Annotated in this window: 17 protein-coding genes; 4 read left to right on the plus strand and 13 right to left on the minus strand. The window is 65.3% G+C overall.

Annotated elements, in window-relative coordinates:
* Positions 1 to 26: 26 nt before the first annotated feature.
* The 8 genes from V6Z91_RS23260 to mltG all read right to left on the minus strand — a co-directional run bounded on the left by V6Z91_RS23260 (position 27) and on the right by mltG (position 6,776).
* Positions 27 to 761, minus strand: a complete 735-nt coding sequence (locus V6Z91_RS23260; protein ID WP_338761803.1) for an ankyrin repeat domain-containing protein — start codon at positions 759 to 761, stop codon at positions 27 to 29.
* Complete coding sequence (locus tag V6Z91_RS23265) at positions 761 to 1,546, minus strand: TatD family hydrolase (RefSeq protein ID WP_338761805.1); 786 nt, start codon at positions 1,544 to 1,546, stop codon at positions 761 to 763. The genes V6Z91_RS23260 and V6Z91_RS23265 overlap by 1 nt, the downstream gene beginning before the upstream one ends.
* 113 nt (positions 1,547 to 1,659) lie before the next feature.
* A protein-coding gene (locus tag V6Z91_RS23270; protein WP_338761807.1) for an IS3 family transposase occupies positions 1,660 to 3,029 on the minus strand; the annotation gives its coding sequence in 2 pieces (ribosomal slippage) (positions 1,660 to 2,546 and positions 2,546 to 3,029; 1,371 coding nt in all).
* A 174-nt stretch (positions 3,030 to 3,203) separates the two neighbouring features.
* Complete coding sequence (locus tag V6Z91_RS23275) at positions 3,204 to 3,731, minus strand: N-acetyltransferase family protein (RefSeq protein ID WP_338761810.1); 528 nt, start codon at positions 3,729 to 3,731, stop codon at positions 3,204 to 3,206.
* Positions 3,731 to 4,117, minus strand: coding sequence for a PilZ domain-containing protein (locus tag V6Z91_RS23280; protein WP_338761812.1), 387 nt, complete (start codon positions 4,115 to 4,117; stop codon positions 3,731 to 3,733). Before V6Z91_RS23280 ends, V6Z91_RS23275 begins: the two co-directional genes overlap by 1 nt.
* A gap of 12 nt (positions 4,118 to 4,129) precedes the next feature.
* Positions 4,130 to 5,155: a DNA polymerase III subunit delta' gene (locus V6Z91_RS23285; protein WP_338761814.1), complete on the minus strand. Its 1,026-nt coding sequence runs from the start codon at positions 5,153 to 5,155 to the stop codon at positions 4,130 to 4,132.
* A 2-nt stretch (positions 5,156 to 5,157) separates the two neighbouring features.
* Positions 5,158 to 5,787 carry a dTMP kinase gene (gene tmk / locus V6Z91_RS23290; RefSeq protein ID WP_338761816.1) on the minus strand — a complete coding sequence of 210 codons (630 nt, stop codon included), beginning with the start codon at positions 5,785 to 5,787 and terminating at the stop codon, positions 5,158 to 5,160.
* On the minus strand, positions 5,784 to 6,776 hold the full coding sequence (gene mltG / locus V6Z91_RS23295; RefSeq protein ID WP_338761818.1) for an endolytic transglycosylase MltG: 993 nt from the start codon (positions 6,774 to 6,776) through the stop codon (positions 5,784 to 5,786). Before mltG ends, tmk begins: the two co-directional genes overlap by 4 nt.
* 166 nt (positions 6,777 to 6,942) lie before the next feature.
* Here mltG and V6Z91_RS23300 point away from each other — a divergent pair, with 166 nt between their 5' ends.
* From V6Z91_RS23300 to V6Z91_RS23310, 3 genes are read left to right on the plus strand one after another with little or no spacing between them, the layout of a single operon-like run.
* Positions 6,943 to 7,950: a folate-binding protein gene (locus tag V6Z91_RS23300; protein WP_338761821.1), complete on the plus strand. Its 1,008-nt coding sequence runs from the start codon at positions 6,943 to 6,945 to the stop codon at positions 7,948 to 7,950.
* Positions 7,950 to 8,237 carry a DUF4936 family protein gene (locus tag V6Z91_RS23305; protein ID WP_338761824.1) on the plus strand — a complete coding sequence of 96 codons (288 nt, stop codon included), beginning with the start codon at positions 7,950 to 7,952 and terminating at the stop codon, positions 8,235 to 8,237. The genes V6Z91_RS23300 and V6Z91_RS23305 overlap by 1 nt, the downstream gene beginning before the upstream one ends.
* Positions 8,228 to 9,052 carry an NRDE family protein gene (locus V6Z91_RS23310; RefSeq protein ID WP_338761827.1) on the plus strand — a complete coding sequence of 275 codons (825 nt, stop codon included), beginning with the start codon at positions 8,228 to 8,230 and terminating at the stop codon, positions 9,050 to 9,052. Before V6Z91_RS23305 ends, V6Z91_RS23310 begins: the two co-directional genes overlap by 10 nt.
* A gap of 177 nt (positions 9,053 to 9,229) precedes the next feature.
* Here V6Z91_RS23310 and nfsB read toward each other — a convergent pair whose 3' ends face one another.
* From nfsB to V6Z91_RS23325, 3 genes are read right to left on the minus strand one after another with little or no spacing between them, the layout of a single operon-like run.
* Entirely contained in the window at positions 9,230 to 9,883 is a 654-nt protein-coding gene (gene nfsB / locus V6Z91_RS23315; protein ID WP_338761830.1) for an oxygen-insensitive NAD(P)H nitroreductase, read from the minus strand.
* A gap of 16 nt (positions 9,884 to 9,899) precedes the next feature.
* Positions 9,900 to 10,994, minus strand: coding sequence for an L-dopachrome tautomerase-related protein (locus V6Z91_RS23320; protein WP_338761832.1), 1,095 nt, complete (start codon positions 10,992 to 10,994; stop codon positions 9,900 to 9,902).
* A gap of 11 nt (positions 10,995 to 11,005) precedes the next feature.
* Positions 11,006 to 12,013, minus strand: a complete 1,008-nt coding sequence (locus V6Z91_RS23325; protein ID WP_338761835.1) for a zinc-binding alcohol dehydrogenase family protein — start codon at positions 12,011 to 12,013, stop codon at positions 11,006 to 11,008.
* Between the two features lie 99 nt (positions 12,014 to 12,112).
* Between V6Z91_RS23325 and V6Z91_RS23330 the strand changes: the two genes are divergently transcribed.
* On the plus strand, positions 12,113 to 13,024 hold the full coding sequence (locus V6Z91_RS23330) for a LysR family transcriptional regulator (protein WP_338761837.1): 912 nt from the start codon (positions 12,113 to 12,115) through the stop codon (positions 13,022 to 13,024).
* Between the two features lie 19 nt (positions 13,025 to 13,043).
* Here the strand turns inward: V6Z91_RS23330 and V6Z91_RS23335 are convergent, their stop codons facing one another.
* Both V6Z91_RS23335 and V6Z91_RS23340 read right to left on the minus strand, forming a co-directional pair.
* Complete coding sequence (locus tag V6Z91_RS23335; RefSeq protein ID WP_338761839.1) at positions 13,044 to 13,442, minus strand: GFA family protein; 399 nt, start codon at positions 13,440 to 13,442, stop codon at positions 13,044 to 13,046.
* Entirely contained in the window at positions 13,439 to 13,894 is a 456-nt protein-coding gene (locus tag V6Z91_RS23340) for a GNAT family N-acetyltransferase (protein WP_338761841.1), read from the minus strand. The genes V6Z91_RS23335 and V6Z91_RS23340 overlap by 4 nt, the downstream gene beginning before the upstream one ends.
* Positions 13,895 to 13,909 lie beyond the last annotated feature (15 nt).

Consider the following 13,909-nt stretch of genomic DNA (forward strand, 5'->3'; position numbering starts at 1 on the left):
ATCATACGAGGCACCATGACACGAGCTCAACGGCGCATTATCTGTTCGGCGAGGTGCTGGCGGATCGCCTTGGCGATCCAGGGCTTGTCGGCGCGCTCGGCGAATTCGGCGGCGTCGATCTTGAAGGCGCTGTCGCGCAGCGTGGCGTCGGCGCCTTCCTGCAGCAGCAGCTTGACGGCATCTTCCTGCCCCTCGCGGGCGGCGAGCATCAGCGGCGTCAATTTCGTGGGAGATTCGGCGTCGATATAGGCATGCTGGTCGAGCAGAACGCGCATGATGTCGAGGGCACCGGCCGCCGCGGCGTAGTGCAGCGCTGTCCAGCCGGGGCGGTTCACCTGCGCGCCCTTGGCCAGCAACGCCTTCACTGCCGGCATATTGTTCTTGAACGCTGCCATCATCAGCGCCGTATTGCCGTTGGCGGCCTGCACTTCCAGGTCGATCTTCGGCTGCGCCAGCAGCAGCCGGAACACGTCCATCGCATCGTTGCGCAGGGCGACGATCATGCCCGTCTCGCCCCGCTCAGGCTCGCGCAGGTTCGGGTCGAGGCCGCGCGCCAGCAAGGGCTTGATCCGGCCGGCGTCGTTGACCTGGGCGGCGCGGAAGAACGACACGGCGTCGTCGCCCTGCGCCAGGCCCGGCGCGGCCGCCAGGGCCGAGGCAACGGCCACGGTGGCGATCCCCAGCCGCAGCGCAATGCGCGAGCGCAGCCGGGCGCGCAATTTACGCAGGCGTTTGGCGACGCGGCGCAGCAGGGCTGCCATCACGCCGGCACCGCCGCGGAAAACAGCTTGAAGAAGTTGGCGCTGGTCGCCGCCGCCACCTCCTCCACGGACACACCCTTCAACTTGGCGATGAACTCGGCCACGTGCGCCACGTAGCCCGGTTCGTTCATCTTGCCACGGTAAGGCACCGGGGCCAGGTAGGGGGAATCGGTTTCGATCAGCATCTGCTCGAGCGGCACTTCCAGCGCCACCGCCTGCAATTCCTTCGCGCTCTTGAACGTGACGATGCCGGAAAACGAGATGTAGAAACCCATCTCCATCGAGGCCCGTGCCACTTCCAGCGATTCGGTGAAGCAGTGCATCACGCCCGCGACGCCGCCCTTGTCCGTACCGGCGCCCTCTTCGCGCATGATGCGGATGGTGTCTTCACTGGCCGATCGGGTATGGATGATCAGCGGCTTGCGCGACTCGCGCGAGGCGCGGATATGCGTGCGGAAGCGCTCGCGCTGCCACTCGAGATCGCCCTCCAGCCGATAGTAATCGAGGCCCGTCTCGCCGATGGCGACGATCTTCGGGTGCCGCGCCAGCTCGACGAGCTGGGCCACGGTGGGCTCGGGCGTGTCTTCGTAGTCGGGGTGCACGCCCACCGATGCGTAGATATTCGGATATTGCTCGGCCAATGCGAGCACGCGGGGAAAGTCCGGCAGATCGACCGAGACGCACAGCGCGTGGGTCACCTTGTTGGCCGCCATCTTCTCGCGGATCTCCGGCATCCGGGCTGCCAGCTCCGGGAAGTCGATATGGCAATGTGAATCGATAAACATGCCTCGATTGTAGCCCAAGCCGGGAAAGCCGGTGGCTTAAGGGGCGCAGAGCAAAAATGTTGCCCAAAAACCGGTGACAGTGAAGTGACCCCAAAAAGTTGGACGGTCTGTAGCTAGGCTGCTTGGAGCTGAGTTCTGTACTGCACAGGACTCAGCCCATTCAACCTGAGCTTGATGCGCTTGTGATTGTAGTAATGGATGTACTTCGCCAAGCCCTTCTTCAGCTCTTTGATACTGGCAAATTTCTGCAGATAGAAGTACTCGGTCTTGAGTACGGCAAAGAAGCTCTCCATCGCAGCGTTGTCGAGGCAATTGCCCTTACGCGACATGCTCTGCACGACATTGCTCCTCTTCAGCGCCTGTCGGTAAGCTGACTTTTGATAGTGCCATCCCTGGTCTGAATGCAGCACTGGCTTGTCGTCCTTGCCGAGCTTTCGCAGTGCTTTTCTCAGCATATTGGTAACCAAGCTCAGCACTGGTCGGGTGTTCATCTCGAAGGCGATGATCTCGCCGTTGCACAGGTCCATGACCGGCGAGAGGTACAGTTTTTCGCCACCGACCTTGAATTCAGTGACATCGGTTACCCACTTCTCGTGCATGGCTGCAGCTTCGAAATTACGCTCCAAGCGGTTATCTGCTACTTCGCCCACTTCGCCCTTGTAAGTGCGAAACTTCTTTGGTCGTACCAAGGACTTCAAGCCGAGATCGCTCATCAAGCGCTGTACGCATTTGTGGTTGACCTTCTGCCCAGCCTTGCGGTTCTCGGCGGTCACGCGGCGATAGCCGTAGCGCCCGGAATGGGCGTCAAAGACGTCCTGGACACGCGTTTTCAAGGCCTCATCCCTATCGCCTTGCTCTGCCACTTGCTGCTGATAATAGTAGGTGCTACGTGCCAGGCCTGCCACTTTCAGCAAGCCAGCCAAGGGGAATTGCTGCCTCAGTTCAGTGACTACTTTCGCTTTTTGCGCACTGTCGCACGCTGCGTCCGCTGCTCCTGAACCAAGGCCCCCAGCTTTTTTAAGTAGGCATTCTCCATCCGCAAGTAGTTCACTTCCTCGAGAAGCTCTTCAAGGGTCTTGGTTTCTTCGCTGACAGGCGTCAGCGGTGCGGGGGGCTTGGATGTGGGCATTTTCTTCGGTCTCTGGCGCGGTCGAGGACGTAGCGCCTCTATACCCCCGCCATGATAACAGCGCTCCCACTGGCCGATGCTGGAGGGATGACGTACATTGAAGGCCACCGCCGTCTCGAAGTACGACAGCTCATGTTTCCACATGTGCCGCAATATCGCCAGCTTGCCCTCGGCGGTGTGGCTGTAGTGCTTCTTCTCCAAGCCTGCCTTGCCATGGGTCTCGTATAGCCTGACCCACAGATGGACCAGACTAGGGTCCACGCCCAACTCTCTGCCCAAACGGACGCAGCCTAGCGGCCCGGCTCGATACCGGTCGACCACCTGCTGCTTGAACTGCACACTGTACTTCGCCATGAAAAACCCCCAAAAGTTGGTGTCCAACTTTTGGGGGTCAGTTCACAGGCACCGGGCTTTGGGAAATATTGCAAAAAATCCGGTGCCTGTCACCGGTTGCTGGAAATGTTCCGGAAAGGCCGGTGCCTGTCACCGGTCTTGGGGGGCCTGTAACATTTTCGTCAGGTAACGGTGTTATGCCACCCGCTTGCCGAGGATGATCAGGTCGCGTTCGACACCGTCCAGGTTCGCCACGCGCGGGAAGTGGGCCCATTCCTCGAAGCCGAACTTGCGGAACAGCGCCAGGCTGGCGTTGTTGTGGCCGAAGATGAAGCCGAGGACCGTGTGCACGGCGATGGTCGGTGCGTAGGCGATGGCTTCGGCCAGCGCGTAGCGGCCGATGCCCTTGCCGCGCCACGCCTCGTGGATATAGATCGACACCTCGGCCGTGCCCGAGTAGGCCGGGCGGCCGTAGAAATTCGAGTACGAGATCCAGCCGAGAATCTCGGGCGTGTCCGACGTGTCGTCGGCGCGCTCGATCACCCACAGCGGCCGGCGCCCGGGCTGGTGTTCGTGGAACCAGTTCAGCCGCGATTCGACGGAGACCGGCTCCGTGTCGGCGGTGACTTCGCGCGAGGCGATGGTGCTGTTGTAGATGGCGACGATGGTCGGCAAGTCGTCGAGCGTGGCAATGCGGTGGCGGAAGGACATGAAGTCGGACATTACAGAGTATGGGTGGCGCGGGAAGAACGCAGGGCCGCGCCGAGGATTTCCTCGATGCGCGCGCGGGTGCGCCGTCCCGCCTCGTCGTCCGGAAAATGAACGCCGACGCCCTGCGCCTTGTTATTGTTCGCCCCGGCCGGCGTGATCCACACGACCTTGCCGGCGATCGGGTACTTGGTCTGGTCATCCATCAGCGTGAGGATCAGGTAGATCTCGTCGCCGATGCGATAGGTGCGCGTGGTGGGCACGAAAATGCCGCCGTTCTTCAGGAAGGGCATGTAGGCCGCGTACAGCGCCGCCTTCTCGCGGATCGCCAGCGACAGCACCGCCGGCCGCGTCACGGGGCCGGAAGGATGGTCGCCAGGGTCGGGCGGGCGTGTGCTCATCGTCGCATCCGGTCAGTGGCAGCACGACGTATAGTCGAGCAGCATGTCTTCCAGGAACAGCTTGGGCGACAGCGGGTGGTCCGACGTGGCGCGCCGCTCCGCGGTCCCCTTGATCGCGGCCAGCAGGCTCGATACGGGCACCCGGTCCGCCAGCACCTTCAGCTCGCGCTGGTAGCGGGGATAGTAGCGGATGCGGCCGGAAAGCTTCAGCGAGAACAGGTCGTACAGCCAGCGCTGCTGCCACGCCACCACCGAGGTGAGCGGCACCTTCTGCATCTTGTCCGCCGTGCGCAACGCCCCTTCCACGGAGGGATGGGCCAGGTATTGCAGCAGCGTGTCCATGTCCTCGCGGTTGCCCGTTTCCGCCTGCGCCAGCGCGGCCAGCGGCGCGCCGCCCTGCTCGCGCAGCCAGCCGTCGGCATCGGGCACGCCCTGCGCCTGCAGCCACGCCAGCGCGTCGGCATGCGGCGGCATCGTCAGCGCGAACTTGCGGCAGCGCGACAGGATCGTGGGCAGCAGCCGGTCCAGGCTGTTCGAGGACAGCAGGAACACCGTGCCCGGCGGCGGTTCTTCCAGCGTCTTCAGCAGCGCATTCGAGGCCGGCATGTTCAGCGTCTCTGCCGGGTACAGCACCACCACGCGCAAGCCTTGCCGGTGCGTGGAGATGTTCATGAAGTCGGCCAGCTGCCGCACCTGCTCGATCTTGATTTCCTTCGAGGGCGCCTTGCTCTTCTTTTTCTCCTCGCCCTCCTCACCCTCGGCCGCGCCGTCCTCCTCGAAGGATTCGGGGCGGATGCGCCGGAAGTCCGGATGGCTTTGCTGGACGAACCAGCCGCACGAGGCGCAGGCGTTGCATGGGTGACCGTCCGGCCGCACGTCTTCGCACAGCAGCGCCTGTGCGAAGTGCTCGATGAAGTCGGCCTTGCCGATGCCGGCCGGGCCGTGGAACAGCACGGCATGCGGAAGACGCACGCGGATCTGCTGCAAGGCCAGCCATGCCTGCTCCTGCCACGGATAAATGGATGAAGTGGTTTCCATCGTCATTCCAGTGCGTCCACGATCTGTTTCAACTTCACGCGGATCGCTTCGATCGACTGCGTGGAGTCGATCACGCGGAAGCGGCGCGGATCCTGCGCCGCGCGGCGCAGGTATTCGTTGCGCGCGGCGAGGAAGAAGTCGGCCTTCTCCTGCTCGAACTTGTCGAGCTGGCGGGTGGCATCGAGGCGGGCGCGCGCCACTTCCAGCGGCACGTCGAACAGGATCGTCAAGTCCGGCCACAGCTTGGGGTGCACCCAATTGGCCAGTGTGTCGAGCTTGACCAGGTCCAGGCCGCGCCCGCCGCCCTGGTAGGCGAAGCTGGCATCGGTGAACCGGTCGGATATCACCCAGGCGCCGCGCGCCAGCGCCGGTTCGATCACCTGGGCGATGTGCTCGCGGCGGCTGGCGAACACCAGCAGCGCCTCGGTTTCCAGGTGCATCGCTTCGTGCAGCACCAGTTCGCGCAGCTTCTCGCCAAGCGGTGTGCCGCCCGGCTCGCGCGAGCTCACCAGTTCCACGCCTTTCTCGCGGATCAGCTCGCCCACGTACTGGATGTGCGTGGACTTGCCGGCACCGTCGATGCCTTCGAACGTGATGAACTTGCCGCGTGCTGCTGGGGTACTCTGGGTCATTGCCTGCGCTGGAACTGGTTGACCGCCCGGTTATGGTCGGTCAGGTTATCGGAAAAATGGCTCGTGCCATTGCCGCGCGCAACGAAATACAATGCTCCCGTCTTCGCCGGCGCCAGCGCGGCACCCAGCGATTGCAGGCCCGGCAGAGCGATCGGCGTCGGCGGCAGGCCGTTGCGCATATAGGTATTGTACGGGGTGTCCGTTTCCAGGTCCTTTTTGCGGATGTTGCCGTCGAATTTCTCGCCCAGCCCGTAGATCACGGTGGGATCGGTCTGCAGCATCATGCCGATTCTCAGGCGGTTGACGAACACGGCGGCGATCATGTTCCGTTCGGACTTCTGGCCCGTCTCCTTCTCGATGATCGACGCCATGGTCAAGGCCTGGTACTTGTCCGCATACGGCAGGTCGGGCGCGCGCCGTTCCCACGCCGCGTCCAGGTGCTGCAACAGCGCCGTGTGGGCCTGCTTGTAGATCTGCAGCTCCGAAGAGCCCTTGGCGAACAGGTAGGTGTCGGGGAAGAACAGGCCTTCCGGCTGCTTGTAGCCCGAGCCGATCTTCTCCATGATCTGCGCATCGGAAAGGCCCACCGTATCGTGCTTCAAGCCCTTGTGCGCGGCGATGGCCTGGCGCATCTGCCTGAACGTCCAGCCTTCGATGATCGTCAGCGACTCCTGCGCGAATTCGCCGCGCACCAGCTGGTCGATCAGCCGGGTGGGTGTCGTGCCGGGCTTCAGTTCATACGAACCGGCCTTCAGCTTGCCGCTCTTGCCCGTGAAGCGCGCCAGCAGGTTGAACAGCAGCGGCTGGATCGGCACGCCCGCTTCGGCGATCTGCTGGCCGGCCGCGTGGGCGCCGCTGCCCTTGGTGATCGTGAAGGCAATGGTGTCTCCTTCGCCGATGATCGGCTGCTTGGCCCACCAGGCGAAGCCGCCCGTGGCGGCTGCTGCCACGAGCACACCCAGCAGTATCGTTTTTCTTATGAATGCCATGTCGTATCCTGACCGCGCTTCGAGGCCGCGCCACCCGTTTTGCGGGTGGCCGGCGCGTTTGGCGCGGGATCTTTATAATGAGCCCGTAATGATAATGCCTACTCAGGCAACTTAGTTGCAAATCCTGGGCAAATCATGGCCAAACCATAGCCAACGTAAAAATTATATGAACAACTGGAATCAAATCCTCGCGGCCCCGGCCGAAGCGCCCGCCCGCGCGGCCCTCGCCACCGGTTTCGTGGCTCCCATCACCGACCTCGGTCTCATCGCCTTCACGGGCGAGGACTCGGCCGCGTTCCTGCACGGCCAACTGACCAACGACGTCGAGCACCTAGGCGCGAACGAGGTGCGCCTGGCCGGCTACTGCTCGCCGAAGGGCCGCCTGCTGGCCAGTTTCCTGATGTGGAAGGACGCGCAATCCATCTACCTGCAACTGGCGCGCGACATCCAGCCGGCGATCCAGAAACGGCTGCAGATGTTCGTGCTGCGCGCCAAGGCGAAGGCCACGGACGCGACGGAAGGCCGCGTCGTCCTTGGCCTGGGCGGTGGCTTGGCCGAAGCCGTGCTGCAAACCTGGTTCGACGCGCTCCCCGCCGCGCCGTACACGAAGCTGGACCACCCGCTCGGCACGCTGCTGCGCGTGGCCGATGCGTTCGGCGCGCCCCGCTACCTGTGGCTGACGACGCCGGAGACGGCCGCCACGGCCGCGCCGGAGCTGGCCGACCGACTCGTCGTCGGCGGCAATGAAGCGTGGCGCCTGTCGGAGATCCACGCCGGCGTGCCGCTGATTGCCGCCGCCACGCAGGAACAGTTCGTGCCGCAGATGGTCAACTTCGAACTGCTGGGCGGCGTGAATTTCAAGAAGGGCTGCTATCCCGGCCAGGAGATCGTGGCGCGCAGCCAGTACCTGGGCAAGCTGAAGCGGCGTACCGCGCTCGTCACGATCGACGATGCTGTTGTCACGGCAGGGACCGAGGTCTTCGCCCCGGCGGACCCGGGCCAGCCTTGCGGGATGGTCGTCAACGCGGCGCCGAACGGTGCCGGCGGGGTCGATGCCCTCGTCGAGATGAAGCTCGACGCCCTGGAGGCGGCGGACGTGCGCGCCCGCGCCGCGGACGGTCCGGCGCTGCAATTCCAGAGCCTGCCCTACGTGCTGGACAAGCTGGACGTCTGATGGACCTGTACGTCTACTACCGCGTCCGCGACGAGGATGCGGGTGCCCTGCTGCCGCGCGTGCGCGCGCTGCAGGAGCAGCTGGGGGCCGCGCACGGCGTGGCCCCGCAATTGAAGCGCCGCCCGCAGGGTGCGGATGGCGTGCAGACGTGGATGGAGGTTTACCCCGCCACCCCGTCCGGTTTCACGGAGGCGCTGGCACAAGCCGTCGGCGCCGCCGATCTGGGCACGCTGATCGCGGGCCCCCGTCATACCGAAGTATTCCAGGATATTCCCTCATGTGCCTGATCGTTTTTGCCTGGCGTGTCGTGCCGGGCGTGCCGCTGATCGCCGCCGCCAACCGCGACGAATACTTCGACCGGGCCAGCGCGGCGGCCGGGCCCTGGGAGGAAAACCCGCAGGTGATCGCCGGCCGCGACCTGAAGGCCGGCGGCAGCTGGATGGGCATCACGCGGCCGGAAGGGCCGGATTGCCAGTGGCCCGCGCACGTCTCCCCCTTGCGGGCGCGCTGCGACGGCAATGCATTCGCCACCATCGACAACACCGGCAAGGCACCCTCGCGCTTCGCCGCCATCACCAATATCCGCGCGCCGCATGACTACGACCCGCACGCCCCGTCGCGCGGGATGCTGGTTTCGAACTTCCTGTCGGCGACGATGAGCGCGCGCGAATACGTCGAGCAGATCCGGCCGGGCGCCAGGGTCTATAACGGCTTCAACCTCGTGCTGTGCGACGGCGAGGAACTGGTGTGGTTCTCGAACCGTGGCGACGAAGACCCGCGCAACGGCCAGGCGCTGGCGCCGGGCGTGTACGGGCTGTCGAATGCCCTGCTCGACTCGCCCTGGCCGAAGGTCGTGCGCACGAAGGCGCAGTTCGCCAGCCTGCTGTGCCTGGGCGCGCCCGAGGAGGCGTATTTCGAGATGCTGTCCGATACCACCCGCGCGCCGGACCAGCGGCTTCCGGAAACGGGGGTGTCGCTGGAACGGGAGCGGCAGCTGTCGGCCGTGAAGATCGAGTCGCCCGACTACGGCACGCGCACGTCGACCGTGGTGAAGCTGTATGCGGAGGCGCCTGCGGTGCTGCACGAGCAGCTGATCCGCTAGAAGTTGCCACGAAAATGGGGTCTGTCCCCATTTTCTCGGCAATATTTCCTGAAAAATGGGGACAGACCCCATTTTTCAGGCAACACATTCCGGGTGCCTGTCATCGATGTGCGTCACCGATGCCTGGCTGTCGGCAGCAATTGTCGAAGCAGGCGGCGACACGGCGTACCATGGCGCTCAGATGTCGGTGAACACCTGCTCCGCCGGCAGCCGCGACTTCGACAGCCTGGCATTGAAGTCTTCGCCGCTGCTGTAGCCGAGGGAGACGATGACGGTGGCCGAGAAGCCCTTGTCGCGCAGGCCGAGTTCCTTGTCCAGCACCTCGGCGTTGAAACCTTCCATCGGCGTGGCGCCCACGTCCAGCAGGGCGGCCGCCTGCAGCAGGTTGCCCAGCGCGATATAGGTCTGCTTCTCGTACCAGAACGGCACGTCCTTCTGCGTGAAGCGGTGCAGGTTCGTGTACGACATGCGGCCGGCGTGCTGGGCGTTCTTCGCCGCTTCGTTCACGAAGCGGCCATCCTTCTCTTCCTGTTCCAGCACGGCGGCCAGTTGCGCGTCGTCCGGTGCCACCTTGGTGGCCAGCACGATCACGTGCGAGGCGTCGCGGATCTTGGCCGCGTTGTACTGGTAGCCCGCTTCGGCGGCCTTGGCGATGCGTTCCTTGCCCTCCTGCGTGGCGGCGACGACGAAGTGCCACGGTTGCGAATTGACCGACGACGGCGCGAGGCGCAGCACTTCGCGCAGCTGTTCGATGATCCCGGCCGGAACCTTGCGCTCGCGGTCGTAGGACTTGACGGTGTAGCGCTGGCGCGCCTTGGCAACGATATCCATGCTAATGCTCCTTCGTTCACTTGGTGGGTGCCGGCCCCGCGTTCACTTTCACGCGGAGCAGCTCATACGGTTTGCGGCGCAGGTCCTTGCCTTCGTTGAAGCCGGCCTGACGGTGCAACTGGTTGGCGATCACGTACAGGTAGCCGTCCGGCCCGATCGAGAACGTGTCCGGCCACGACAGCCGGGGCGCCTGGGCGATCGTGCGCCACGTCGTCGCGCCGGCATCGAGCTTGCGGATCGCGTTGTGCTCGTAGTCGCCGGCATAGACGGCGCCCTTGGCATCGGCTTCCAGGCCGTCGGATGCGCCCTTGATGCCCAGGTCGCGCACGGCCTTGGCCAGGTCCGCCTCCGATACGGATGGATCGCGCAGCAGTTTGGTCGGCACGGCATACAGGCGCCGGCTCGACAGCGCGCAATAGTACAGCGTTTCCCCATCCGGCGACAACGCGATGCCGTCGGACGCCACCTTGAACGAAGCCGGCATCGGCTTGCCGTCGACGCTGGGAACGAAACCCGGCTCGGGCGACACGGATGCGTGCCCCTCCAGGCGTCGCACGGCCTTGCCGCTGGCCAGGTCCAGCACGATGATCGCGCCGGGGCCCGACAGCGACGAGTCGGTGATATAGGCAACGCCTTCCGCGCCCACGCGGAAGTCGAAGCGCACGTCGTTCACGTACGTGGTCGGCAGCACGGCATCCGGCGTGAACACGACCGTCTTCACGATCTTGTTGGTCGCCAGGTCCACCGCGACCAGTTTCGCGCCGCCCTGCCGGGGTGCCGAAAACTCCGGCGCCGCCGTGTCCAGGATCCACACGCGGCCGCGCCCGTCGGCCACCACGCTCTGCACGCTGATGAAGGGATCGGCATCCGCCTGCGGATACGGTACCGCTTTGCCGTTGCGCAGTTCGGCCACCGTGAACTTCACGTCGTCGCCCCAACGCGGGAAGTTGACGAAGATGCGGCCGTTCTCGGCAACGGTCACGCCGGTGGGCATCGCGCCATCGAAGCGTGCCACGCGTTCGAGCTTGCCCACGGTCGGAATCTTTTCAGCCGCGCCGGCGTTGCCGGCCAGCGCGAGCACGGCGGAAGCGATGAGAGTCAAAGCCTTCATGACTGCCTCGCTCAGAAACCGGCCAGCACGATCTTGCCGCGCGCCCTGCCGCCTTCGATGATCGCGTGGGCACGGCGCAGGTTCGCCGCATCGATCTTGCCGAGGTGCTCGCCCACCGTCGTCTTCAGCGCGCCCATGTCGACCAGCGACGCCACGCGGTCGAGGATCTCGCGCTGGCGCACCATGTCGGCCGTCTCGTACATCGAGCGGGTGAACATCAGTTCCCAGTGCAGCGAGATGCTCTTGCGCTTGAGCGGCATCGCGTCGAGCGTGGCGGGGTCGTCGATCAGCGCGAACTGGCCCTGCGGCGCAAGCATCTCGACGATGTCCGGGTAATGGTGGTCGGTATGGGTCAGGCTGATGACGATGTCCGCGAATTCGTGGCCCAGTGCCTGCAGCTGCGGCTTCATCGCCTTCGAGTGATCGATCACTTCATGGGCCCCCGCCGCACGCACCCACTCGGCGGTCTCGGGCCGGGAGGCGGTGCCGATCACGGTCACTCCGGTCAGCTTGCGCGCCAGCTGCGTGAGGATCGAGCCCACCCCGCCGGCAGCGCCGATGACGACCATCACGCGGCCATGGCCACCTTGCTCGGGCACCTTCAGGCGGTCGAACAGCAGTTCCCAGGCCGTCAGCGACGTCAGGGGCAGCGCGGCGGCGTCGGAGAAGGCCAGCGTCTTCGGCTTGTGGCCGACGATGCGCTCGTCGACCAGGTGCAATTCGCTGTAGGAGCCCGGGCGCGTCAGCGAGCCGGCGTAATACACTTCGTCGCCCGGCTGGAAGGCGGTGACTTCCGCACCCACGGCTTCCACGATGCCGGCCGCATCCCAGCCCAGCACGCGCGGCCCGGTAACGGCCGCGCCGCGGCGCACCTTGGTGTCGACCGGGTTCACGGATACGGCGTGCACGCGCACCAGCACGTCGCGCGGACCAGGCGTGGGATCGGGCAACTCCATGTCGACCAGCGATTCCGGGTTCTCGATCGGCAGGCCATGCCGGGTGTAGACGATTGCTTTCACTGTTGTTCTCCGGTTGGGTTAAGTTGCACTCATCATATGGCTGCGCCGGCAATGGAAAAACCCATATAATCGGGAAGCACTTTCACTCCTCGAATGAAAATGGTCCGCTTCGAAGACTTGTCCCTGTTCGTCCGCACCGCCGCCTGCGGCAGTTTCACCAAGGCCGCGCGCGAGGCCAACCTGCTGCCAGGCCAGGTCAGCGCCGCCATCATGCGGCTGGAACGGGACCTCGAGATCCGCCTGTTCGCCCGGTCCACGCGCAGCCTGCGGCTGACCGACGAGGGCGAGCGCTACCTGCCGTATGCGAAGGAAGCGCTCGACCTGCTGCACAGCGGGCGCGATGAACTGCGCCGCCATGACGACGTGCTGTCGGGCACCCTGCAGATCGCGGCGCCATCGGACTTCGGCCGCAACGTGCTGCTGCCCTGGCTGACGGACTTCCGCCGCCGGCATCCGAAGCTCGAGCTGCGCGTGCAGTTTGCCGACCAGCTGACGGACGTGTTCCGCGACCCCGTCGATATCGCCCTGCGTTACGGAAGCGTCGATGATGCCAGTTTCGTGGCACTGCCCGTCGCCCCGCAGAACCGGCGCGTGCTGGTGGCCTCGCCGGCTTACCTCGAGCAATGCGGCGAGCCACGCTCCCTGGACGAGCTGCCGCGGCATTCCTGCCTGCTGTGGCATATGGATGGACGGCTGTACGACAAGTGGGGTTTTCCGGCCGAGAAGGGCCGCCGCACCGTGCAGGTGAAAGGCGTGCTCGCCAGCAACGATGCCGACGTGGTACGGCGCTGGGCCATTGCGGGCGATGGGATCGCCTACAAATCGTGGCTGGACGTGCACGGCGACGTGCGTGCCGGGCGGCTCGCCGTCGTGCTGCCGGCGCAGCCGGGCGAAGCGGCGCCCCTGCAGCTGATCTGCCCGCACCGGCGCCAGTTCTCACCGGCGGTGCGGCAGTTGCACGGGCTGTTGACGGAGCGCTGCGCGCAGCTCGGCGGCCCGCCGCCACCGTGACGCGCGCGCCCGCGCCGCCTCACAAGTGCCGGACTTCGGCCGGCGGCGTGTCCCAGTTATCGTTCTTGCCGTCCAGGTAGGTGATCGGCGCCGCAGCCAGTTCTTCCGCCGTCGCGTCATCGAGGCAGGTGACATTGACCGCATAAAATTCGCCCCAGCGGGGCGAACGGCCGATGCCGAACGAACGCACACCGCAATGACGGCAGAACAGGTGCCGGTCGGTTTTCGTGGCGAACTGGTACAGGGTCAGCGCCTCCTCTCCGGCCAGCAGCCGGAACGCCGCCGGGTCGACGATGGCCGGCCAGAAGCGCACCTTCACGCAAATCGAGCAATTGCAGCGCAGCGTGCCGCGCGACAGGTCGATGTCGGCCTCGAACCGGACCGCGCCGCAGTGGCAGCTGCCGTGGTAGGTCTTCACTGCCCGCTTCCTTCCGCCGCCGCGGCGGCAAGCGTCATCCTGTCGTAGGTCACCTCATGGCCGCCATACGGGCGCACGGTCTGGCCTGCCACGACGAAGCCATGGCGCGCGTAGAAGCGTCGGGCGCCGGCATTCGAATGCGCAACGTGCAACGACATGCCGGGCGTGCGCACCGCATCGAGCAGTTTCGCGCCCACACCGTTGCCGCGCGCCCCGTCGGCCACGAACAGGGCCCGCAAGTGGCCGCCCCATGTCGCGGCGAAGCCTAGCACCCCGCCATCGTCGAACACGAGCACGTCGGACTCGTCGAAGGCCTGGCGCAGCGTAGGGTCTTCCTCCAGCGGGGTGATCGTGAAGTTGCCCGGCTCGAAGGCCAGTTCCGCAAGCCTGGCATCCCGGTAGATGCGGCAGACCGCCGGGAAGTCGGCAGCCGTGAAGGGGCGTACGGTCATGTGCGTGTCTCCATG

It is taken from the genome of Massilia sp. METH4, from assembly GCF_037094685.1.
GTDB lineage: Bacteria > Pseudomonadota > Gammaproteobacteria > Burkholderiales > Burkholderiaceae_D > Rugamonas.

Bases quoted from the DNA above. Each gene is read 5' to 3' on its own strand.
- V6Z91_RS23280 (WP_338761812.1), bottom strand. From the start codon at position 4,117: ATGAGCACACGCCCGCCCGACCCTGGCGACCATCCTTCCGGCCCCGTG.
- V6Z91_RS23340 (WP_338761841.1), bottom strand. From the start codon at position 13,894: ATGACCGTACGCCCCTTCACGGCTGCCGACTTCCCGGCGGTCTGCCGC.
- V6Z91_RS23330 (WP_338761837.1), top strand. From the start codon at position 12,113: ATGGTCCGCTTCGAAGACTTGTCCCTGTTCGTCCGCACCGCCGCCTGC.
- nfsB (WP_338761830.1), bottom strand. From the start codon at position 9,883: ATGGATATCGTTGCCAAGGCGCGCCAGCGCTACACCGTCAAGTCCTAC.
- V6Z91_RS23305 (WP_338761824.1), top strand. From the start codon at position 7,950: ATGGACCTGTACGTCTACTACCGCGTCCGCGACGAGGATGCGGGTGCC.
- V6Z91_RS23310 (WP_338761827.1), top strand. From the start codon at position 8,228: ATGTGCCTGATCGTTTTTGCCTGGCGTGTCGTGCCGGGCGTGCCGCTG.
- V6Z91_RS23300 (WP_338761821.1), top strand. From the start codon at position 6,943: ATGAACAACTGGAATCAAATCCTCGCGGCCCCGGCCGAAGCGCCCGCC.
- V6Z91_RS23260 (WP_338761803.1), bottom strand. From the start codon at position 761: ATGGCAGCCCTGCTGCGCCGCGTCGCCAAACGCCTGCGTAAATTGCGC.
- V6Z91_RS23320 (WP_338761832.1), bottom strand. From the start codon at position 10,994: ATGAAGGCTTTGACTCTCATCGCTTCCGCCGTGCTCGCGCTGGCCGGC.
- tmk (WP_338761816.1), bottom strand. From the start codon at position 5,787: ATGACCCAGAGTACCCCAGCAGCACGCGGCAAGTTCATCACGTTCGAA.
- V6Z91_RS23265 (WP_338761805.1), bottom strand. From the start codon at position 1,546: ATGTTTATCGATTCACATTGCCATATCGACTTCCCGGAGCTGGCAGCC.
- V6Z91_RS23285 (WP_338761814.1), bottom strand. From the start codon at position 5,155: ATGGAAACCACTTCATCCATTTATCCGTGGCAGGAGCAGGCATGGCTG.
- mltG (WP_338761818.1), bottom strand. From the start codon at position 6,776: ATGGCATTCATAAGAAAAACGATACTGCTGGGTGTGCTCGTGGCAGCA.
- V6Z91_RS23275 (WP_338761810.1), bottom strand. From the start codon at position 3,731: ATGTCCGACTTCATGTCCTTCCGCCACCGCATTGCCACGCTCGACGAC.